This window comes from Pseudogulbenkiania sp. FW507-F1, assembly GCF_058781125.1.
Genome location: NZ_JBYSWM010000004.1, coordinates 110,111 through 129,760 on the forward strand (window position 1 = coordinate 110,111; position 19,650 = coordinate 129,760).

Genomic DNA, 19,650 nt, shown 5'->3' on the forward strand with positions numbered 1-19,650 from the left:
GTCTCAACGCGTCGGCATACGGAACGTGTTCATTAGAACAACTTGGGTGAAAAGAAAGCAATAAAGAGAAGGAGGGTTATGCACCTGGCACAGGCTCGACCAGATCCGGGCCGTCGTGACGCGGGTTGCCGACGCGGGTCGAGACCGGCCACATGCGCAAGCGCTCGCTGGGACAGGGCGTGAGGAGGGTGTGGAGAAATGGTGTCGGCGCTTCGGGGTTCAGCCAGTCGCGGTAATGCTCGGGCGGCAGAATGCAGGCGAGGCGGTCATGGATGGGCTGAACCAGGACATTGGCCGGCCCAACGATGATGGTGCAGCTCTCGAGTGTCTCGCCGGAGGCCGGATCGGCCCAGCGCTCCCACAGCCCGGCAAACCCCAGCCCATCTCCCTCGGTGTCGATAATGAACCAGGGCTGCTTCTGTTTGCCGCCAAGATCCTGCCACTCGTACAGGCCGCTGGCCGGGATGATGCAACGCCGATGCTTGAAGGCGGCACGGAACGCCGGCTTCTCCGCCACGGTCTCGGCCTTGGCGTTGATGGTGCTGTAGCCGATTTTGCGATCCTTGGCCCAGAAGGGGACCAGCCCCCAGTGCGCCTCGGCCACCTCAAAGCCGCCATCCGCCGCCAGCCGCACGATCGGTATGTTCTGCGTGGGGGCGATGTTGTAGCGGGGAGGGAAATTGAAGTCCAGCCCGAGCTGCTGCCCGAGCCGGCGAAACGGGGTGTAGATAGCGAAGCGGCCGCACATGATTCAGCCTAGTACGAGACTGGAATTCGGTCGAATATTAGATGGCGCCATCTAATATTCCATCTAAAACCCACCAAAGCAAACGGGCCTCGCATCGCTGCAAGGCCCGTGGATATTGGTGCCGGAGAGAGGAGTCGAACCCCCGACCTTCTGATTACAAGTCAGCTGCTCTACCAACTGAGCTACACCGGCGAGCTGTGAATTTTGATGAAAATCGTCACTTTTGGCAAGCCCACCCCAACGTTTTATTTTCTACGTTTATGGGTAAGCGGCTTTTTCTTTACTGTTTTCAATGGCTTCTTGTGAATTGTCCGGGCTTTACTGTTTGACTTTGCCTTGCCATGCAAAGTGGCAGGGGCCTTCTTTACATGCATCGTGCGCAAAGGCTTACGCGCAACCAGACGCGCCTTCTTGCCTTTCTTTACATGGTGCTTTCCGGCCTGGCGGTAAGTCGTCGTATGGCGCTTGAGCACGTCCGTCTTATGCCGCCTCTTGAGCGACGCTCTTGGCTTGTGCAACGGCTTGCGATGGCGAGTGGCCTGTTTTTTGCTGGGAGCCTCTGCGTGCGCTACAGCCGGCGCAGCACTGCTCCGAGGCTTCTCCTGACGTGGCGATGGTGCAACCGGGGCCGGCGCCCTCGATTGTTTGGCCGGCTGGGCGGGTTGGAAATCCCCCGGCAACGGGGCATCCTCTAGCTCAGCCTGTGCGGGCAGGGAGGCCAGCAAAAAACTGCTTGCCAAAAACAGCAAAGCAAGATGTTTATATTTCATGCGCTCATTACTTTTATGCCGAATGCAAGTCCGCCACGCACTCACCGCGCGGATTGTGCAGTAAATAATAAATTTTTATATTACCATGCGGCTGCTTGTACAACGAGTGGCTTACACAAAAGGGAGCTATATCAATGAAACAAACCAGAAGAACCTTGCTGGCCGGCCTGCTTTTGTCGGCTTTTGCCCTGACCGCTTGTGGCAAGAAAGCCGAAGCCCCTGCTGAGCAAGCCGCCAGCAGTGCGCCGGCGCAAGCCACTGCGGCAGCAAAAGAGTACCTTGTCGGTAGCGATGCCAGCTACGCCCCGTTCGAATTCCTCAATGACAAGAAAGAAGTCCAAGGCTTCGACGTCGAGGTTCTGACCGCGGCGGCAGAGAAGGGCGGCTTTAAGGTCAAGTTCGTCAACACCCCGTGGGAAGGGATGTTCGCCACCCTCGATCAGGGTGATCGCGACCTGCTGGCTTCGGCCATCACCATCACCGACGAACGCAAGAAGAACATGGACTTCTCCGATCCGTACTTCGAAGCGCGTCAGCTGATTGCCGTCGGCAAGAATGTCACCGACGTCAAAACCTTCCAAGATCTGAAGAACAAGAAGGTGGCGGTGCAGACTGGCACCACCGGCGACGAAGTCGTGCAAAAACTGCTGGGCAAGACCAATCCCAACATCAAGCGCTTCGAGAGCATGCCGCTTGCCCTGAAAGAGCTGGAAAATGGTGGCGTGGACGCTGCCGTGGGCGATAACGGCGTAGTCAGCAACTACGTGATCAACAACCCGCAAAACGGCCTCGCCACCGTCGAAGACACCAAGAGCTTTGCACCGGAGTACTACGGCTTCGCCGCCAAGAAAGGCAACGCCGAGGTACTGGTCAAGGTTAACGCCGGCCTGAAAGCCATCAAGGCCGACGGCACCTACGATGCGATCTACAAAAAATATTTCGCCAAGAAATAACTAAGTTGGTGCAGCAATCCTGGCCGGCATCGCCGGCCAGGCGTTTTATAGGGGCATAAATATGAATTTCCGCTGGGAAATGATCACCGAATATCTTCCGCTGTTTATCGACGGCGCGAAGATGACCTTGCTGATCACGATCGTGGCCGTGATTTTCGGCACGTTGATTGGCTTGTTCATGGGCGTGGCCCGCCTGGCTGAAGGCAAGCACGGCATCAGCAAGATTGTCTTGCGTTACCTGGTCCGCCTACCGGCGACCGCCTATGTGACATTCTTCCGTGGCACACCGCTGTTCGTACAGATTCTGCTGGTGCACTTTGCCCTGATGCCGATGCTGATCCATCCGGTGGACGGCATCATCCTGAGCGGTGATATCGCGCGCGAAATCCGTCAGAACTATGGTGCGTTCATTTCCGGCCTGCTGGCCCTCACCCTGAACGCCGGCGCTTACATCACCGAAATTTTCCGCGCGGGCATCCAGTCCATCGACAAAGGGCAGATGGAAGCCGCACGCTCGCTGGGTCTCAGTTATGGGCAGGCGATGAAAGCCGTCATTGTGCCGCAGGCCTTCCGCCGCATGCTCCCTCCGCTGGGCAACGAGGCCATCATGCTGCTCAAGGATAGCTCGCTGGTTTCGGCCATCGGCCTGGCCGAGCTGGCGTTTGCCGCCCGCACAGTGGCTGGCGTCTACTCCCGCTACTGGGAGCCTTACCTGACCATCTCCTTCCTCTACCTTGCACTGACCATGCTGATGGCCTGGGGTATCGGCCGACTGGAAAAACGCTTCCAGATCGCCAGCCGTTGAGGCGCAAGACATAGACGAGCAATGGCCGGAATTTCCGGCCATTTTTGCATCTGGCGGCCTGCTCTCGGCGCCATGCGCCGAAGCCGCCCTCGTGGTAGAATCTGGAGCATTTGCCATCAGAAGAAGATAAGCATTTACCCATGACAGATCAGTTTTTCGCCAAGGAAACGATTCCGATCAGCCTTGAAGAGGAGATGCGCCGTTCCTATCTCGATTACGCGATGAGCGTCATCGTGGGACGGGCCCTTCCTGATGTGCGTGATGGTCTGAAGCCAGTACACCGCCGCGTGCTGTTCGCCATGCACGAGCTATCCAACGACTGGAACCGGGCCTACAAGAAATCGGCCCGTATCGTCGGCGACGTCATCGGTAAGTATCACCCCCACGGCGACTCGGCCGTGTACGACACCATCGTTCGCATGGCGCAGGATTTCAGCCTGCGCTACCCCCTGATCGACGGCCAGGGCAACTTCGGTTCGGTGGACGGCGACAACGCCGCTGCCATGCGATACACGGAAATTCGCATGGCGCGCATCGCGCACGAACTGCTGGCCGACATCGAGAAGGAAACCGTTGACTTTGGGCCGAACTACGACGGCTCCGAGCAAGAACCGCTGATCCTGCCGGCCAAGATCCCCAACCTGCTGATCAACGGCAGTTCGGGCATTGCCGTGGGCATGGCCACCAACATCCCGCCGCACAACCTCAACGAGGTGATCGACGGCTGCCTCGCGGTACTGGCCAGCAGCGACATCACCATCGACGAGCTGATCGATATCATTCCCGCGCCGGATTTCCCGACCGCCGGCATCATCTACGGCACCGCCGGGGTGAAGGAAGGCTACCGCACCGGCCGCGGCCGCGTAATCATGCGCGCGCGCACCCACTTCGAGGATATCGGCAAAGGCGACCGCCAGGCCATCATCGTCGACGAGCTGCCGTACCAGGTAAACAAGGCCCGCCTGCTGGAGCGCATCGGCGAACTGGTGCGCGACAAGCAGATCGAGGGCATTTCCGACCTGCGCGACGAGTCGGACAAGTCCGGCATGCGCGTGGTGATCGAGCTCAAGCGCGGCGAAATGCCAGAAGTAGTGCTCAATCACCTCTACAAGCTCACCCAGCTGCAGGACAGCTTCGGCATCAACATGGTGGCCCTGGTGGACGGCCAGCCACGCCTGTTGAACCTCAAGCAGATCCTCGAAGAATTCCTGCGCCACCGCCGCGAAGTGGTGACCCGCCGCACCATCTTCGAACTGCGCAAAGCGCGCGAGCGTGGCCACATCCTCGAAGGTCTGGCCGTCGCGCTATCCAACGTCGACGAGATCATCGCGCTGATCAAGGCGTCGGAAACCCCGCCGGTCGCCAAGATCGCCCTGATGGAGCGCGAATGGCGCTCGCCGCTGGTCGAGGAGATGCTGGCGCGTGTCGATCAGGACAAGGCACGTCCGGATGGGCTGCTGCCGGAGTTCGGCCTGAAGGAGCAGGGCTACAAGCTGTCGGAAGTCCAGGCCCAGGCCATTCTCGAACTGCGCCTGCAGCGCCTGACCGGGCTGGAGCAGGACAAGATCGTCGGCGAGTACCGCGAGATCATGGAGGTCATCCTCGACCTGATCGATATCCTGGCTCGCCCGGAGCGTATCAACCAGATCATTTCCGACGAACTGAACGCGATCAAGACCCAGTTCGGCGACGCCCGCCGCTCCGAGATCGAACCGTTCGGCGGCGACATCAACATCGAAGACCTGATCACCCCGCAGGACATGGTGGTGACCGTTTCGCACAGCGGCTACATCAAGACCCAGCCGGTCGATGACTACCGTTCGCAGCGCCGTGGCGGGCGCGGCAAGCAGGCCGCCGCCACCAAGGACGACGATTTCATCGAAACGCTGTTCGTCGCCAACACCCACGATTACGTGCTGTGCTTCTCGTCGTTTGGCCGTTGCTACTGGATCAAGGTCTACGACCTGCCGCAAGGCGGTCGCAACAGCCGTGGCAAGCCGATCGTCAACGTGCTGCCGTTGGCCGAAGGCGAAAAGATCAACGCCATGCTGCCGGTGAAAGAGTTCCGCGACGACCAATTCGTCTTCATGTGCACCGCCAACGGCACCGTGAAGAAGACCCCGCTGGTCGACTTCTCCCGTCCGCGCACGGCCGGCATCATCGCCGTCAACCTGGACGAGGGCGACAACCTGATCGGCGTGGCGCTGACCCACGGCGATGACCAGGTGATGCTGTTCTCGGATGCCGGCAAGGCGGTGCGCTTCAGCGAGACCGACGTGCGCGCCATGGGTCGCAACGCCACTGGCGTGCGCGGCATGATGCTGGGCGAAGGACAGCAAGTGATCTCACTGCTGGTGACCTGCTCCGAGGACCAGATGGTGCTGACCGCCAGCGATGGCGGCTACGGCAAGCGCACCCGCGCCGGCGAGTTCCGCCATACCAGCCGCGGCACCCAGGGCGTCATCGCCATGGACCTGACCGACAAGACTGGCCTCAAGCTGGTGGCGGCGAGCCTGGTGGAAGAAACCGACGACGTGATGCTGATCACCACCGGCGGCGTCCTGATCCGCACCAAGGTGTCCGAAGTGCGCGAAACCGGCCGCTCCGCCCAGGGCGTTCGCCTGATCAACCTGGACGAAGGCGAGAAGCTGATCAGCCTGGTCAAGGTCGCCGAAGGCGAGGACGACGAGGTGGAAGAAGCCGCAGAAGAGGGCGGCGAGGCATGATAGCGACCCCGGTCAATCCCAAGGTATTCGAACCGATGGGGCAGCTGTTCGTATCGCTGCCGCATTGCGCGGCGCTCGGTTTCCAATACCTGGGAGCGGACGGGCGCAAGCCGGTGCTGAAGGTCGACTGGCGCGAAGAGCTGGTCGGCAACCCGGCCACAGGGGTAATACATGGCGGGATCATCACCTCGCTGGTGGATACCACCAGCGCGGTGGCGGTCACCGCCCACCTGGAACACGTGGAAACCATCGCCACGCTCGACCTGCGCATCGACTACCTGAAGGCCGCCACACCGGGCAAGGCCATCTACTGCCGTGCCGAATGCTACCGGCTCGCCAGTCAGGTCGCCTTCACCCGGGCGGTGTGCTATCACGACAATCCGGACGATCCGATCGCCCACGGTGTCGCCACCTTCATGCGCGAATCGAGCCCGTTGCCGATGCTGCAGGAGCCCCAGGCATGAGCAATTTCATGGAGCAGTTCGCCGCACTACGCGACCAGAAGCGTTTTCAGGACGTTGTCAACGCCATTCCCTACGCCCGCCTGATGGGCGTGGAACTAGGCGAGGACGAATCCGGCGATCTGCTGTTCAGCCTGCCGTTCCACGAGCGCAACGTCGGCAACACCGTGTTGCCAGCCCTGCACGGCGGACTGATCGGCGGCTTCCTCGAAAACGCCGCGATGATCCACCTGATCTGGAACCGTGAATCGCTAGACACCCCCAAAATCGTCGACTTTTCGCTCGACTACCTGCGAAGCGGTCGCCCCAAGACGCTGTATGCGCGCTGCGAGATCACCAAGCAGGGCAAACGCGTCGCGCACGTATTGATCGAAGCCTGGCAGGAAGACCGCAGCAAACCGGTTGCCGTCGCCCGGGCGCACTTCCTGCTGGCCACCACCAGCTGACTGAACCGATATCAAGGACAGACATGGCCAAGGTATACAATTTTTCCGCCGGACCCGCCGTTTTGCCTCACGCCGTATTGGCCGAAGCCCAGAGCGAGATGCTCGACTGGCACGGCTCCGGCATGTGCGTGATGGAAATGAGTCATCGTGGCAAGGAGTTCATGGAAATCATCCATGACGCCGAGCACGACCTGCGCGAACTGATGCAGATTCCGAAGAACTACAAGGTATTGTTCCTGCAGGGGGGGGCATCGCTGCAGTTCGCCATGCTGCCGCTCAACCTGTTGGGCGACAAGAAGTCGATCGACGTGGTCAACACCGGCCACTGGTCGAAGCTGGCCATCAAGGAAGCGAAGCGTTACGCCAACGTGAACGTCGTCGCCTCAAGCGAAGACCGCAACTTCACCTATGTGCCGGCGGAAGAAACCTGGCAGCGCGACCCGGATGCGGCTTATCTGCATTACACCTCGAACGAAACCATCGGCGGCTTGCAGTTCCCCTTCATCCCGTCTTCGGCCAACGGTGTGCCCCTGGTGTGCGACATGTCGTCCGACTTCCTCTCGCGCGAAGTGGACGTCAGCCAGTTCGGCCTGATCTATGCAGGCGCCCAGAAGAACATCGGCCCGTCCGGGCTGACCGTAGTCATCGTGCGCGAAGACCTGCTGGGCAAGGCCCTGCCCAGCACGCCGACGATGCTGAACTACCAGGTTCATGCCGATGCCGACTCGATGTACAACACCCCGGCCACCTATCCGGTCTACATCGCCGGCCTGGTATTCAAGTGGCTGAAGGAACTGGGCGGCATCAAGGGCATGGCCGCACGCAACGACGAGAAGGCCGGCCTGCTGTACCACGCCATCGAATCCAGCAATGGCTTTTACTACAGCACGGTGGACGCGCCGTTCCGCTCGAAGATGAACGTGGTATTCCGCCTCAAGGACGAGTCGCTGGAAGACACCTTCCTCAGCGAAGCCAAGAAGAACGGCCTGGTGCAGCTCAAGGGCCACCGCGCCGTCGGCGGCATGCGTGCGTCGATCTACAACGCCATGCCGATCGAGGGCGTCAAGGCGCTGGTCAGCTTCATGATGGACTTCGCCCGCCAGCACAGCTGATTGTTCTCCATTTCGTAACGATGAGTTCTGGACCCGCGCCGCTGGCGCGGGTTTTTTGTTGCCGGCCGGCGCTATATGATGGCAGGCCATCCACCTTGCACTGTGACCCGTCATGAACCCAGCCATTCGCCGACTCCTGATCGCAGGGGGCGTCATCGTTTCCCTCAGCATGGGCATACGCCACGGTTTCGGCTTCTTCATGCCGCCGATGACCACCGCCTTTGGCTGGACCCGTGAGGCCTTCGCCTTGGCGCTCGGCCTGCAGAACCTGGTCTGGGGCGCATCGCAGCCCTTTGCCGGTGCCCTGGCCGATCGTTACGGGCCGGGCCGGGTACTGTTCGGCGGCACCTTGCTCTATGTAGCCGGGTTGCTGCTGATGACCGTATCGTCCTCACCGGGGCTGTTCTCGCTGTCCGCCGGGGTTCTCATCGGGCTGGCCTTGTCCGGCACCACCTATAGCGTGATCTTCGGCGTGCTGGGGCGCTGTGTGCCGGCCCACCTGCGCTCGCGCGCGATGGCCATTGCCGCCGCCGCGGGGTCGTTCGGACAGTTCGCCATGGTGCCGATCGAACGTGGCCTGATCGATGGCCTGGGGTGGATTCCGGCCCTGCTGATCCTGTCCGTCTCGGCCTTGCTGATGCTGCCGGCCTCGCGCCTGCTGGTGCAGCACGATCAACATGCTTCCGGTACTGTTCGCCACGGCCTGCTGCTCAACATGTGGCGAACCTTCCGCGGCGCCTGGCAAGAGAGGGGGTTCCGGCTGCTCATGGCGGGGTATTTCGTATGCGGCTTCCAGGTCGTGTTCATCGGCGTGCACCTGCCTGCCTACCTGCGTGACCACGGGCTCGGGGGCGGGGTCGCCAGCATGGCACTGGCGCTGATCGGCCTGTTCAACATCTTCGGCACCATGCTGTCGGGCGAGCTGGGCTCACGTTGGCCGAAACCCTATCTGCTGGCCGGCATCTACCTGTCACGCAGCGTGATCATTGCCTTGTTCCTGTGGGCACCACTCAGCCCCGTGTCGGTCGGCGTGTTCGCCGCCGCGATCGGCTTCCTGTGGCTGTCGACGGTCCCCCTGACCAACGGCATCATCGCCAGCCAGTTCGGCGTGGCGCATCTGGGCATGCTGTCGGGCGCCGTATTCTTCTCGCACCAAGTGGGCAGCTTTGCCGGAGTATGGCTCGGTGGTCTCATCTACGACGCCACCGGCAATTACAACCTGGTGTGGGCACTCGCCATCGCCCTCGGTATTGCAGCCACGCTGGTCAACCTGCCGATCCGCGAGACAGCCTCCAAGGCGCTGGCATTGCAGGGGTCCTGACCATGTGGGCCTGGCTGTCCGGGATCGCGCTAGGCATCGCCTTGCTGCTGACCACGCTGGCTTACCTCGAGCCGGGCTTCATGCTAGGTTTATCCAACTTGATTGTCATATGCTTTTAAGGGGCAACATGTTGGAGACAGAAATCCTGCGCAAGCTCCAGGCACTATGGGAAGAGGGCGAGCGCCACGATGCGCACTGTGCCGAACGGCGCGAAAAATGCCTGAACATCACCATGGATACCGGCCGCTTCCTGTATCAGCTGGCCCGTTTTTCCAGCAGCCGCCACATCCTGGAGATCGGCACCTCTAACGGCTTCTCGACCATCTGGCTGGCGCTGGCAGCGAGGGCCAGCGGCGGACAGGTAATCAGCCTCGACGTGCTCCCCGCCAAGCAGCAGCGGGCACGTGAAAATCTCGCCGCCTTCGGCGTGGAATCCCGGGTGGAACTGGTGCTGGCCGACGCGGCAGACTGGCTGGCCGGGGCACTGCCATCCAGCATCGACCTGCTGTTTCTCGACGCCGAGCGCCGCCTTTATCCCGGCTACTGGCCGGATATTCAGCGCGTGCTGCGGCCCGGCGGCCTGCTGGTAATGGACAATGCACAGTCCCACCCGGACGAATGCCGCGATTTTGTCGGGCAAGTGCTTGCGACAGACGGCTATCTCGCGGAAACTTACACGATTGGAAAAGGCCAGTTTGTCATACTGAAAGACGGATAATCGTGTCTGAAGAACTTCTCAAGCAACATCGCGACGCCATCGACGCCATCGACGAAACCATTCTCAAACTGATCAACGAGCGCGCCAGCCATGCGCGCGAGATCGGAGAAATCAAAGGTGGCGGCGTGATCTACCGCCCCGAACGCGAAGCCCAGGTGCTGCGCCGCGTCAAAGACCACAACCCGGGCCCGCTGCCTGGGGAGTCGGTAGCACGTCTGTTCCGCGAAATCATGTCGGAATGCCTGGCGCTGGAAAAACCGCTGTCCGTCGCCTACCTCGGCCCGGAGGGCACGTTCACCCAACTGGCCGCCATCAAGCACTTCGGACATGCTGCCCATACCGTGGCCTGCAGCTCCATCGACGAGGCCTTCCGTCTGGTCGAATCCCGCACCCTCGATTACGTCGTGGCACCGGTGGAAAATTCCACCGAAGGGGCCATCGGACGCACGCTCGACCTGATGATTTCGTCCCCACTGAAAATTTGCGGCGAAGTGGTCCTGCGTATCCATCACCACCTGCTGCGCGGCGCGGAAGGGACCGATGGCATCCGCCGCGTCTACGCCCACGCCCAGGCGCTGGCGCAATGCCACGAATGGCTCAACAAGAACCTGCCGGCCGACGTCGAACGCGTATCCGTCGCCAGCAACGCCGAAGCGGCACGTCTGGCAAGCGAGGATGCCAGTGCGGCTGCTATCGCCGGGCAAGCCGCCGCCGAGCGCTACAGCCTGAACAAAATCGCCGAGAACATCGAGGACGAACCCAACAACACCACGCGCTTCCTGGTGCTGGGGCATCAGGACGTGACGCCGTCGGGTAAAGATAAGACCTCAATCATCGTCGCAGCACCCAACCGTCCGGGTGCCGTGCATTCGCTGCTGGCGCCGGTCGCCGACAATGGCGTATCGATGACCAAGTTCGAGTCGCGCCCGTCGCGCGCAGGGCTGTGGGACTACGTGTTCTTCATCGACATGGAAGGACACCGCAGCGAGGAACACGTCGCCAAGGCCCTCGAAGGGTTGGCCGAACGCACCTCCTTCGTCAAGGTCCTCGGCTCCTACCCGGTTGCCGTCATCTGAACACGTTGGCCGAAGCGTCGGCCAACCTCCTGGCTATCCTGTCATGAAATTGGAATCACTTTGTCTGTTTTGCGGCTCTAACCGCGGCGGCCGGCCTGAATACGCCGATGCCGCGCGTCAGCTGGGCACCACCCTGGCCGAGCAGGGCCTGACCCTGGTTTACGGCGCCGGCAAGATCGGCCTGATGGGCGTCGCTGCGGATGCGGCCCTGGCCGCTGGCGGTCGCGTCGTCGGCTTCATCCCTGAATTCCTCCAGGCCAAGGAAGTGGCGCATCTGGGGCTCGACGAGATCCACATCACCGAAACCATGCACCAGCGCAAGGCGCTGATGGCGGAGCGTGCCGATGGCTTCATCGCCCTGCCGGGCGGGCTCGGCACCTTCGACGAATTGTTCGAAATCCTGACCTGGGGCCAATTGTCGGTACACAGCAAACCGGTGGGACTGCTGAACGTGGCGGGCTTTTTTGACCCGCTGCTGGCCATGGTGCGCCACGCCGTACAGGAAGGCTTCATGCGCGAGGAAAACCTGTCGTTGTTCGTGGTGGCCGACAACATCGACGATCTGCTGGCCGGCATGCGCGCCTATCAGCCGCGCGAAGCGGACAAATGGCTGGAACTGTCTCGTACCTGAGCGCTCCGCCGGGCCATCCCTGATCAGAGGGGGATAACGAAGAGTACATCGGGCTGGACGTACTCCGGCCCCGACCGAGGTAAATACCATGAATCAGACTGTTGCTATCGTATTGTCCGGCTGCGGCGTCTACGACGGGAGCGAAATCACCGAAGCCGTCGGCGTCGTGATTGCGCTGTCGCAAGCCGGCTTGCCCTATGACTTTTACGCCCCGGACCGGGCTCAGATGCATGTCGTGGACCATGCCCGCGGCCAGGAGAGCGGCGAAGCCCGCAATATTCTCAGCGAAGCGGCGCGCATTGCCCGCGGCCAAATCCGGCCCTTGGCCGAGCTCGATGCCGCCCAGCATAGCGCCATCGTATTCCCCGGCGGTTTCGGCGCCGCCAAGAATCTGACGACCTTCATCAAGGACGGCCGTGACGCCGTGCTCTACGATGATGTCGCTGCAGCGGTGCGGCCTTTCGTGCAGCAACACAAGCCGGTTGTCGCGCTGTGCGCAGCTCCGCTGGTACAGGGGCTGATCGCCCGTGACGAGGGCCTGGCCGGAGTTAACATCACCTTCGGTAGCTACGCGGAAGGTCAGGCCATGGCCGACGCCTTGACGAGCTGGGGTCAAACCCACGTCGAGACGCCCGTCGACCAGGCCTGCGTCGACCTCGCGCACCGTTTCGTTTCCGCCCCGGCCTACATGTACGGCGAGGCGACTCCCGCCGAGGTGTTCGCTTCGTGCCAGGCGGCGGTCACCGCACTCAAATCACTGCTGAGCTGATCGTCGGCCGGCCATTTTCTAGATAAGCAGGAAGTTTCATGATCATCGTCATGGCCAGTAAGGCCTCGCCAGAACAGGTCGCCGCCGTCACCGCCAAGATTCGCGCCGCAGGGTTGGCCGAACACGTTTCCTGCGGCACCGAACGAACCATCATCGGCGCCATCGGCGACGAGAGGGCTCTGACACCCGACATGTTCGAGCTGATGCCCGGGGTGGAACGGGCAATGCGGGTCATGAAGGAATACCGTATCGTCTCGCGCGAAGCCCAGCCAACCGATACCGTCGTCAGAGTGCGCGGGGTGCCGATTGGCGGCGAAACCGTGCAGATCATCGCTGGACCTTGCTCGGTGGAAACGCCGGAACAAATGGCGCTGTCGGCGGCGGCCGTGGCCGATGCCGGCTGCCGGCTGATGCGAGGAGGCGCCTTCAAACCTCGCAGCAGCCCCTACAGCTTCCAGGGGCTCGGCGTGGAAGGGCTGGATTATCTGCAGCAGGCGGCACGCCAACACGGCCTGCCGGTGGTCACCGAACTGATGGACGTGCGCATGCTCGACACCTTCCTGGAACATGACGTCGACGTCATCCAGATCGGCGCGCGCAACATGCAGAATTTCGACCTCCTCAAGGAGGTCGGTCGCATCAACAAGCCGGTCATCCTTAAGCGCGGGCTCGCCGCCACCATCAGCGAATGGCTGATGGCGGCCGAGTACATCGCCGCCGGAGGCAATCACAACATCATCTTCTGCGAACGCGGCGTACGCAGCTTTGAAACCGCCTACCGCAACATGCTGGATGTGACGGCGATTCCGGTTTTGAAAAAGGAAAGCCACCTGCCCGTCATCGTCGACCCCAGTCACGCCGGGGGCAAGGCCTGGCTGGTTCCGGCGCTGGCCAAGGCCGCCCTGGCGGCTGGCGCCGACGGCCTGATGGTGGAAATGCACCCCAATCCCTGCGAAGCCTGGTGCGATGCCGACCAGGCGCTGACCCCGGCAGAACTGAAGGCGTTGGTCGGCGAGCTGCGCCCCCTGGCGCAGGCCTTGGGACGAAATTTGTAACGCACTGAAAACGAGGTTCAGCATGAGCGGCGACGTCATTTCGATCAGTCTGGTACAGCAACAAGACTTCCAGTTCCGTAACGATTTCGGCGCCTCGGTGCCGCCATTGGTGACCGACGAGCCGGCACCTCTTGGCCAGGGCGAAGGTCCGGCGCCCCAGCAATTGCTGCTCGCGGCCGTGGCCAATTGCCTGAGCGCCAGCCTGCTGTTTGCCTTGCGTAAGTTCAAACAGCAGGGCGAGCCGCTGCAGACGGCCGCGTCCTGCCTGATCGACCGCAACGAAACCGGGCGACTACGGGTGATGTCGATCGACGTCACGTTGCGACTGGGGCAGCCCGCCAGCGGCATCGACCATCTCGACCGCATCCTGGGGGGATTTCAGGAGTACTGCACGGTGTCACAAAGCGTCGGCCGCGGCATCCCCATCCGGGTGCAGGTACAGGATGCCGACGGTTCATTTCTGATGTGATCTCGCGCACTTCCGCCCTTGGCGGAAAAGCGTGTCACTGCCAAGGGCGATTTCAGATCAGAGTCAGGAGCAGTGGAGTCCACCGCACCGCAACCGCCAGAACCGCCAGAGGCACCAGCCAAGCCAGTATGGCGGCGCCTCGGCGCATGACATCATCCGCGCCCAGCTGCTGGGTATCTCGCCACAGACGCATCCGGTACCAGAAGTAGCCGATGCCGACCATCAGCGGCGGGAAAAACAGGTACAGCCACCACGACTGCCAGGGCAACGCCACGGACAGCAGCGCGACAGCGAGGTTAAGCGCGAGCTGGGAGTAAAAATAGGCTGTCAGTTCGGATAGGTCTTCCACATGGGGTGCCGGCACGACACCCGGCGTCATGGCGCAGGCGAACCAGAGCAGCGCAGACACCGCTATCCACGCATAGGGATACAGTAACGGCAGCCACAAGGCGACACCGGCCAGCGAGGGCAGGGCGGCCTTGCTCAACCATGCGGAGACCAGGTAACCGGCGACCAGCACGGCCCACGCGATACCGCTGCCACTGCGCATCACCCGCCACACGGCGTGCAGAATGTAACTACCCAGCGCAAGCAGCAGGACATCCTGCAGCAGACCATCCGTCATGCCGCAGCCAGCAGGCGCTCGAGCGAGACAGTGATCAATTCGCCGATCTGGGACAGATAGTGTGTCTGCATATCGGCGGTAAAGCGCTGGGGGTCGTTGCTGGCCAGGACAACCAGCCCGAAAGCCTCGCCAGCCGTGTTTTTCAGCGGAATCATGGCGAAGGATTCGAGCGTCGGCTCGGGCGGAAACCAGCTCAGCACCTGGTCGTTGGCATACGGTCCACAGCTCGGGCCAGACAGGTTCCCCGCCAACACCTTGATTGCCTGACGGCCGTTGTAGATGTGCGGCAGCGCCACGGCAGACGGGTGCCACAAGCGCAATGCGCAACGATCCAGCCCGAACTCCTGCTCGAAACATTGCAGCAGGGCCCCCACCAAGCTCTCCAGATCGCGTGAGCGGGACAGCGCCAAGGCCAGCTGATGGGTACGATTGACGATCAGATCATTGCTTTCGGCGTTCTGTACCAACTGGCTAAGTCGGCTTTCCATCTGGCGATTGCGCTCGCGCAGCTCGAGCACCTGGCGCTCAGCGAACGGCACTACGGTGGTCGTCTGGATGGGTTGCAGGCCGAAACGGCTGGCGTGTTGCAACAGAAAATCCGGGTTGTCATCGAGAAAGCTCAGCACCTGGTCCGTCAGCATCGATACATCCTTAACAAGGCGGGGGTCGGGAGTTACAGAGAAATCTCTCCGGTAAATACGGTGACGGCAGGGCCGGTCATCAGCACCGGCAGCCCCACTCCATCCCAGCGGATACTCAAATCGCCACCCCGGGTATGCACCTTGACGGTATGATCGAGCAGGCCACGGCGTATACCTGCCACCACGGCAGCGCACGCTCCGGTACCGCAGGCGAGGGTTTCCCCGGCGCCACGCTCGTACACCCGCAGACGGATCTCCTCGCGCGACACGATCTGCATGAAGCCCGCATTGACCCGCTCCGGGAAGCGCGGGTGCAATTCGATCGCCGGGCCGAGCTCCGCCACCGGGAAGGTATCGACATCGGCAACGACCTGAACGGCATGCGGGTTGCCCATCGAGACCACGGAAATATCGCATTGCCGGCCAGCCGCATCCAGCGGGTAGGTCAGCGCCTCCTCAGCGGCGACAAAGGGTATCTCCGCCGGCTTGAAGCGGGGCACTCCCATGTCGACCGTTACCGTCCCGTCGGCCAGCAACTGCGGGACGATCACCCCCTTGGCGGTCTCGACGCGGATGGCCTCTTTGGCACTCAACCCTTGCTCAGCGACGAAGCGGGCGAAACAGCGCGCCCCGTTGCCACATTGTTCCACTTCACTGCCGTCACTATTGAAAATGCGGTAACGGAAATCGTTTTCGCTGGAACCCGACGGCTCCACCAGCAGCAGTTGGTCGAAACCGATGCCGAACTGGCGATGCCCCAGTTCCTTGATCTTCTCCGGGGTAAGGTCGACGTGCTGTCGCACCCCATCGATCACCATGAAATCATTGCCCAAGCCGTGCATCTTGCTGAATTTCAGTTTCATCGTTCCTGGTCCGGTGAGCCGGGTTTTGTACCAAATAAAAAGCATCATACCGTATCCCCGAGCATGTCGGCATGTCGCATTGACACCTTACTAACCAGTAAGTAAAGTGATTTCATGAAACCTGTATCCAATGCAACAAAAGACACCCAGAAACGCATTCTGGACATCGCCGAGCAGCTACTGCTGACGCGAGGATTCAACGCCTTCAGCTACCAGCACATCAGCAGCGCCTTGGGGGTGCGTAATGCCGCCGTCCACTATCACTTCCCGCGCAAGACCGACCTCGGTGTCGCGCTGGTCCAACGCTATCGGCGCCGCTTTGCCCGTTTCATAGAGGCCCACGCAGGCCTCGGCCCGCTACAACAGCTGGAAGGCTATTTCGAGCTCACCGACGCCTACTTCCATCAGGACGAGCAAATCTGCCCGAGCGGCATCCTCACCACCGAATATCACACCCTGCCGGAAGAGATTCAGCTTGAAGCCGGCGCCTTCATCACCGAGATGCGTGACTGGGCGAAAACCATCGCCCGGCGCGGCCGGGACGAGGGGGTCATGACCTACCCGGGGTCTCCGGAGGCCATGGGCGAGGTGATGTTCGCCGCGCTGCAGGGCGGACTGCAACTGGCGCGGATCGATGCAGGCATCCTCGACACCATCAAACAACAAATTCGCGATCTGCTGAAGGTCGAGAAACCATAAAGGCAGATCATTGCCGCCAACACGAGGAAGACGATGGAGTACAAGAAAAACAGCATGAGCCGGATCGCCGACAAGGCAGCCCGGTTACCCGAGGGGCTGCGCAGCTTCGTTTTGACCCGCCTGTTTGGCCGGCTGGTTCCGTTTCTGGGAACCGCCGGCCTGTGTTTCGTGGAGGTCGGGCACGATCGGCTGACCGTCTCGCTGCAAAACCGGCGCAAGGTGCAGAACCACATCAAGGGCGTACACGCCGCCGCCATGGCCCTGTTGGCCGAAACCGCCAGCGGCTTCGTGGTCGGCATGAACGTACCGGACAGCAAACTGATGCTGCTCAAATCCATGCATGTGGATTACCTCAAACGCTCGCAGGGCAGCATGAAGGCGACTGCCGTCCTCACGCCCGAGCAGATTCGCCGCATGCACGAGGAAGAGAAAGGGGATGCCGCGGTTGAAGTCGTGGTAACCGACGAGTCCGGCGAGTCGCCGATCCGTTGTGAAATGATCTGGGCCTGGGTACCCAAGAAACGGGCGTGAGGAGCATGAGCATGGATTTTGACACCCTGACCCTGAGCGTCGACGGCCATGTCGCGCAGGTCAGCTTCAACCGCCCCAACAAGGCCAACGCGCTGAACGAAACCATGTGGCAGGAACTCGGCGCCGCCATGGCGTGGTGCGATACCGAGCCGGACGTTCGCGCCATCGTTCTTGCCGGCGAAGGGGCGCATTTCTGTTCGGGCATCGATCTGGCCATGTTGCTTGGCGTGCAGCAGACGATACAGGACCCTTGCGAAGGAAGAAAGCGCGAGAAACTCCGCACCCTCATCCTGCGCCTGCAAGACGCGGTCACGAGTCTGGAACGCTGCCGCAAACCGGTTATCGCCGCGATTCATGGAGCGTGCCTCGGCGGCGGCTTGGACATCGCACTGGCTGCCGATATTCGTCTGGCGGCCGCTGACGCCGTATTTGGCGTCAGGGAAGTCGATATCGGCATGGTGGCTGACGTCGGCACCTTGCAGCGACTGCCCGCCATCGTGGGTGAAGGTGTGGCACGGGAAATGGCCCTGACCGGTCGCGAGGTGAAGGCCGAAGAAGCCCAAGCCATTCGCCTGGTCAACCGGGTGCTGCCTGATCGGGCCAGCCTGCAAGCCGAGGCAATCTCGATGGCACGGCTGATTGCGGCGAAGTCGCCGCTCAGTATTCGCGGCAGCAAGGAAGTCATGAACTACAGCCGCGACCATTCGGTAGCCGATGGCCTGAACTATGTTGCCACCTGGAATGCAGCCATGCTGCTATCCGACGACATTCAACGCGCAGCCATCGCTGCCATGCACGGCCAGCCAGCCGTGTTCGACAACTGAGTGCGGCTTCTTGATCGGGAAGGCACAAAAAAACGGCGCCGAAGGCGCCGTTTTAACTTGCGGGGATCGATTACTGGGCGGCGCTGGCAGCCGGAGCAGCAGCGGCGGCAACCGGTTCGCCACCCACGGTGGAGACCACTTCCCACTTGCCATTCTTGACCTGGTAAACAGTCACCGCGCCGTTCTTGATGTCGCCCTTATCGTCGAACGAGATCTTGCCGGTTACACCGGTGTAGCTGGTCTTGCCCACTTCAGGCAGGTATTTCTTCGGATCGGTCGAGCCGGCACGCTTCATGGAGTCGACCAGAACGCGAACGGCATCGTACTCGTACGGAGCGTAGATCTGCACTTCGGTGTTGAACTTGGCCTTGAACTTCTTATCGAATTCGGCAAAGCCCGGCATCTTGTCACGCGGCACACCGCAGCTGGAAGCCAGTTGGCCTTCGGAGGCATCGCCGGCCAGCTTGATGAATTCCGGAGTCTGCCAGCCATCGCCACCCATCAGTTTGGCCTTGATACCCAAGCGCTTCATCTGCTTGGCCAGCGGACCAGCCTGGGCGTCCATGCCGCCGTAGAATACCACGTCAGGCTGGGTGGCCTTGATCGAGGTGAGGATGGCGTTGAAGTCGGTAGCGGTGTTGGTGGTGAATTCGCGCTTCACCACGTTGACACCCTTACCCTTGACGGCTTTCTCGAATTCGTCGGCCAGACCCTGACCGTACGCGGTACGGTCATCGATGATGGCGACTTTCTTGGCTTTCAGACCATCGGCGGCAAACTGGCCGAGAGCGGTGCCTTGCTGCACATCGTTGGCAATAACGCGGAAGGTGGTCTTGAAGCCTTGCTTGGTGTAGTCGGGGTTGGTGGCAGACGGGGAAATCTGCGGGATGCCGGCATCGGAGTAGATTTTCGAAGCCGGGATGGTGGTGCCGGAGTTCAGGTGGCCAACAACGCCGACCACACCGGCGTCGACCAGGCGCTGAGCAACCTGGGTGCCGATTTTCGGATCGCCTTGGTCGTCTTCGGAAACCAGTTCGAACTTGACTTTCTTGCCGCCGATTTCGACGCCTTCGGCGTTCAGGTCTTCGATAGCCAGTTGTGCGCCGAATTCGTTGTCTTTGCCCAGATGGGAGATCGGGCCGGTCATCGGAGAAACTTGACCGATCTTGACAACGGCTTGACCGCTAGCTTCCGCTTGCGGGGCAGAAGCGCCACCTTCAGCGGCTTTTTGTTCTTGCTTGCCGCAAGCAACCAGCGTGACGGCAGCAGCAGCGATGAGGCTCAGACGAGCGTATTTGTTCATGTTCGATTTCCCCTGATCTTATCTATGTAGATTTAGCGATCTATATGTTTACCGGCAGGTCTATTCTTTTGGAATAGCTTCCAGCTGCGAATGATTATGCGCAG

Annotated in this window: 22 protein-coding genes and 1 tRNA gene; 16 read left to right on the top strand and 7 right to left on the bottom strand. The window is 61.3% G+C overall.

The window, feature by feature from the left end; all coding sequences use genetic code 11:
* Positions 1 to 76: 76 nt before the first annotated feature.
* The 3 genes from AC3WG5_RS04015 to AC3WG5_RS04025 form a co-directional block, all read right to left on the bottom strand.
* Positions 77 to 748, bottom strand: coding sequence for an SOS response-associated peptidase (locus AC3WG5_RS04015; protein WP_492567878.1), 672 nt, complete (start codon positions 746 to 748; stop codon positions 77 to 79).
* A gap of 116 nt (positions 749 to 864) precedes the next feature.
* Positions 865 to 940, bottom strand: a tRNA-Thr gene (locus AC3WG5_RS04020).
* 53 nt (positions 941 to 993) lie between these two features.
* Positions 994 to 1,518, bottom strand: coding sequence for a hypothetical protein (locus AC3WG5_RS04025; RefSeq protein ID WP_492567879.1), 525 nt, complete (start codon positions 1,516 to 1,518; stop codon positions 994 to 996).
* A 134-nt stretch (positions 1,519 to 1,652) separates the two neighbouring features.
* Between AC3WG5_RS04025 and AC3WG5_RS04030 the strand changes: the two genes are divergently transcribed.
* The 13 genes from AC3WG5_RS04030 (at position 1,653) to AC3WG5_RS04090 (ending at position 14,060) form a co-directional block, all read left to right on the top strand.
* Complete coding sequence (locus AC3WG5_RS04030) at positions 1,653 to 2,471, top strand: basic amino acid ABC transporter substrate-binding protein (RefSeq protein WP_492567880.1); 819 nt, start codon at positions 1,653 to 1,655, stop codon at positions 2,469 to 2,471.
* A gap of 61 nt (positions 2,472 to 2,532) precedes the next feature.
* Positions 2,533 to 3,276: an amino acid ABC transporter permease gene (locus tag AC3WG5_RS04035; protein ID WP_008952716.1), complete on the top strand. Its 744-nt coding sequence runs from the start codon at positions 2,533 to 2,535 to the stop codon at positions 3,274 to 3,276.
* 140 nt (positions 3,277 to 3,416) lie between these two features.
* Positions 3,417 to 6,002 carry a DNA gyrase subunit A gene (gene gyrA / locus AC3WG5_RS04040; protein ID WP_008952717.1) on the top strand — a complete coding sequence of 862 codons (2,586 nt, stop codon included), beginning with the start codon at positions 3,417 to 3,419 and terminating at the stop codon, positions 6,000 to 6,002.
* Positions 5,999 to 6,466 carry a PaaI family thioesterase gene (locus tag AC3WG5_RS04045; protein ID WP_492567881.1) on the top strand — a complete coding sequence of 156 codons (468 nt, stop codon included), beginning with the start codon at positions 5,999 to 6,001 and terminating at the stop codon, positions 6,464 to 6,466. The genes gyrA and AC3WG5_RS04045 overlap by 4 nt, the downstream gene beginning before the upstream one ends.
* Positions 6,463 to 6,909 carry a PaaI family thioesterase gene (locus AC3WG5_RS04050; protein ID WP_014087315.1) on the top strand — a complete coding sequence of 149 codons (447 nt, stop codon included), beginning with the start codon at positions 6,463 to 6,465 and terminating at the stop codon, positions 6,907 to 6,909. Before AC3WG5_RS04045 ends, AC3WG5_RS04050 begins: the two co-directional genes overlap by 4 nt.
* Positions 6,910 to 6,932: 23 nt before the next feature.
* On the top strand, positions 6,933 to 8,021 hold the full coding sequence (gene serC / locus AC3WG5_RS04055) for a 3-phosphoserine/phosphohydroxythreonine transaminase (protein ID WP_008952720.1): 1,089 nt from the start codon (positions 6,933 to 6,935) through the stop codon (positions 8,019 to 8,021).
* Between the two features lie 112 nt (positions 8,022 to 8,133).
* Positions 8,134 to 9,342, top strand: coding sequence for an MFS transporter (locus tag AC3WG5_RS04060; protein WP_492567882.1), 1,209 nt, complete (start codon positions 8,134 to 8,136; stop codon positions 9,340 to 9,342).
* A 127-nt stretch (positions 9,343 to 9,469) separates the two neighbouring features.
* Positions 9,470 to 10,060, top strand: coding sequence for an O-methyltransferase (locus tag AC3WG5_RS04065; RefSeq protein ID WP_492567883.1), 591 nt, complete (start codon positions 9,470 to 9,472; stop codon positions 10,058 to 10,060).
* A gap of 2 nt (positions 10,061 to 10,062) precedes the next feature.
* Complete coding sequence (pheA, locus tag AC3WG5_RS04070; RefSeq protein WP_294863296.1) at positions 10,063 to 11,136, top strand: prephenate dehydratase; 1,074 nt, start codon at positions 10,063 to 10,065, stop codon at positions 11,134 to 11,136.
* 43 nt (positions 11,137 to 11,179) lie between these two features.
* Entirely contained in the window at positions 11,180 to 11,767 is a 588-nt protein-coding gene (locus AC3WG5_RS04075; protein ID WP_492567884.1) for an LOG family protein, read from the top strand.
* An 88-nt stretch (positions 11,768 to 11,855) separates the two neighbouring features.
* Entirely contained in the window at positions 11,856 to 12,536 is a 681-nt protein-coding gene (gene elbB, locus AC3WG5_RS04080) for an isoprenoid biosynthesis glyoxalase ElbB (protein ID WP_492567885.1), read from the top strand.
* A 38-nt stretch (positions 12,537 to 12,574) separates the two neighbouring features.
* Positions 12,575 to 13,591, top strand: a complete 1,017-nt coding sequence (gene aroF, locus AC3WG5_RS04085; RefSeq protein ID WP_492567886.1) for a 3-deoxy-7-phosphoheptulonate synthase — start codon at positions 12,575 to 12,577, stop codon at positions 13,589 to 13,591.
* 22 nt (positions 13,592 to 13,613) lie between these two features.
* Entirely contained in the window at positions 13,614 to 14,060 is a 447-nt protein-coding gene (locus AC3WG5_RS04090; protein ID WP_482581585.1) for an OsmC family protein, read from the top strand.
* 52 nt (positions 14,061 to 14,112) lie between these two features.
* On the opposite strand, the gene AC3WG5_RS04095 is transcribed toward AC3WG5_RS04090, so the two are convergent.
* The 3 genes from AC3WG5_RS04095 to dapF are packed head-to-tail and all read right to left on the bottom strand — an operon-like array spanning position 14,113 to position 16,189.
* A complete protein-coding gene (locus tag AC3WG5_RS04095) occupies positions 14,113 to 14,685 on the bottom strand; it encodes a hypothetical protein (protein WP_492567887.1) in 573 nt (190 codons plus the stop codon).
* The gene (locus AC3WG5_RS04100; protein WP_492567888.1) at positions 14,682 to 15,326 is read right to left on the bottom strand and encodes a DUF484 family protein; all 645 of its coding nucleotides are present in this window, start codon (positions 15,324 to 15,326) and stop codon (positions 14,682 to 14,684) included. Before AC3WG5_RS04100 ends, AC3WG5_RS04095 begins: the two co-directional genes overlap by 4 nt.
* Positions 15,327 to 15,358: 32 nt before the next feature.
* On the bottom strand, positions 15,359 to 16,189 hold the full coding sequence (gene dapF / locus AC3WG5_RS04105) for a diaminopimelate epimerase (RefSeq protein ID WP_482581581.1): 831 nt from the start codon (positions 16,187 to 16,189) through the stop codon (positions 15,359 to 15,361).
* A gap of 114 nt (positions 16,190 to 16,303) precedes the next feature.
* On the opposite strand from dapF, the gene AC3WG5_RS04110 reads away from it, so the two are divergent.
* Genes AC3WG5_RS04110 through AC3WG5_RS04120 form a run of 3 tightly spaced genes read left to right on the top strand, consistent with a single transcriptional unit; the run spans position 16,304 to position 18,243 of the window.
* Positions 16,304 to 16,888 carry a TetR/AcrR family transcriptional regulator gene (locus AC3WG5_RS04110; protein WP_492567889.1) on the top strand — a complete coding sequence of 195 codons (585 nt, stop codon included), beginning with the start codon at positions 16,304 to 16,306 and terminating at the stop codon, positions 16,886 to 16,888.
* Between the two features lie 54 nt (positions 16,889 to 16,942).
* A complete protein-coding gene (locus AC3WG5_RS04115; protein ID WP_492567890.1) occupies positions 16,943 to 17,419 on the top strand; it encodes a DUF4442 domain-containing protein in 477 nt (158 codons plus the stop codon).
* 11 nt (positions 17,420 to 17,430) lie between these two features.
* The gene (locus AC3WG5_RS04120) at positions 17,431 to 18,243 is read left to right on the top strand and encodes a crotonase/enoyl-CoA hydratase family protein (RefSeq protein WP_492567891.1); all 813 of its coding nucleotides are present in this window, start codon (positions 17,431 to 17,433) and stop codon (positions 18,241 to 18,243) included.
* A gap of 70 nt (positions 18,244 to 18,313) precedes the next feature.
* Here AC3WG5_RS04120 and AC3WG5_RS04125 read toward each other — a convergent pair whose 3' ends face one another.
* Complete coding sequence (locus AC3WG5_RS04125) at positions 18,314 to 19,546, bottom strand: branched-chain amino acid ABC transporter substrate-binding protein (protein ID WP_014087329.1); 1,233 nt, start codon at positions 19,544 to 19,546, stop codon at positions 18,314 to 18,316.
* Between the last annotated feature and the right edge of the window lie 104 nt (positions 19,547 to 19,650).

Excerpts from the sequence above, each read along its gene's own strand:
- AC3WG5_RS04035 (WP_008952716.1), top strand. The coding sequence starts at position 2,533 with ATGAATTTCCGCTGGGAAATGATCACCGAATATCTTCCGCTGTTTATC.
- elbB (WP_492567885.1), top strand. The coding sequence starts at position 11,856 with ATGAATCAGACTGTTGCTATCGTATTGTCCGGCTGCGGCGTCTACGAC.
- aroF (WP_492567886.1), top strand. The coding sequence starts at position 12,575 with ATGATCATCGTCATGGCCAGTAAGGCCTCGCCAGAACAGGTCGCCGCC.
- dapF (WP_482581581.1), bottom strand. The coding sequence starts at position 16,189 with ATGAAACTGAAATTCAGCAAGATGCACGGCTTGGGCAATGATTTCATG.
- AC3WG5_RS04090 (WP_482581585.1), top strand. The coding sequence starts at position 13,614 with ATGAGCGGCGACGTCATTTCGATCAGTCTGGTACAGCAACAAGACTTC.
- gyrA (WP_008952717.1), top strand. The coding sequence starts at position 3,417 with ATGACAGATCAGTTTTTCGCCAAGGAAACGATTCCGATCAGCCTTGAA.
- AC3WG5_RS04045 (WP_492567881.1), top strand. The coding sequence starts at position 5,999 with ATGATAGCGACCCCGGTCAATCCCAAGGTATTCGAACCGATGGGGCAG.
- AC3WG5_RS04075 (WP_492567884.1), top strand. The coding sequence starts at position 11,180 with ATGAAATTGGAATCACTTTGTCTGTTTTGCGGCTCTAACCGCGGCGGC.
- AC3WG5_RS04095 (WP_492567887.1), bottom strand. The coding sequence starts at position 14,685 with ATGACGGATGGTCTGCTGCAGGATGTCCTGCTGCTTGCGCTGGGTAGT.
- AC3WG5_RS04015 (WP_492567878.1), bottom strand. The coding sequence starts at position 748 with ATGTGCGGCCGCTTCGCTATCTACACCCCGTTTCGCCGGCTCGGGCAG.
- AC3WG5_RS04060 (WP_492567882.1), top strand. The coding sequence starts at position 8,134 with ATGAACCCAGCCATTCGCCGACTCCTGATCGCAGGGGGCGTCATCGTT.
- AC3WG5_RS04065 (WP_492567883.1), top strand. The coding sequence starts at position 9,470 with ATGTTGGAGACAGAAATCCTGCGCAAGCTCCAGGCACTATGGGAAGAG.
- AC3WG5_RS04100 (WP_492567888.1), bottom strand. The coding sequence starts at position 15,326 with ATGCTGACGGACCAGGTGCTGAGCTTTCTCGATGACAACCCGGATTTT.
- AC3WG5_RS04120 (WP_492567891.1), top strand. The coding sequence starts at position 17,431 with ATGGATTTTGACACCCTGACCCTGAGCGTCGACGGCCATGTCGCGCAG.
- serC (WP_008952720.1), top strand. The coding sequence starts at position 6,933 with ATGGCCAAGGTATACAATTTTTCCGCCGGACCCGCCGTTTTGCCTCAC.
- AC3WG5_RS04125 (WP_014087329.1), bottom strand. The coding sequence starts at position 19,546 with ATGAACAAATACGCTCGTCTGAGCCTCATCGCTGCTGCTGCCGTCACG.
- AC3WG5_RS04115 (WP_492567890.1), top strand. The coding sequence starts at position 16,943 with ATGAGCCGGATCGCCGACAAGGCAGCCCGGTTACCCGAGGGGCTGCGC.
- AC3WG5_RS04030 (WP_492567880.1), top strand. The coding sequence starts at position 1,653 with ATGAAACAAACCAGAAGAACCTTGCTGGCCGGCCTGCTTTTGTCGGCT.
- AC3WG5_RS04110 (WP_492567889.1), top strand. The coding sequence starts at position 16,304 with ATGAAACCTGTATCCAATGCAACAAAAGACACCCAGAAACGCATTCTG.
- AC3WG5_RS04025 (WP_492567879.1), bottom strand. The coding sequence starts at position 1,518 with ATGAAATATAAACATCTTGCTTTGCTGTTTTTGGCAAGCAGTTTTTTG.
- AC3WG5_RS04050 (WP_014087315.1), top strand. The coding sequence starts at position 6,463 with ATGAGCAATTTCATGGAGCAGTTCGCCGCACTACGCGACCAGAAGCGT.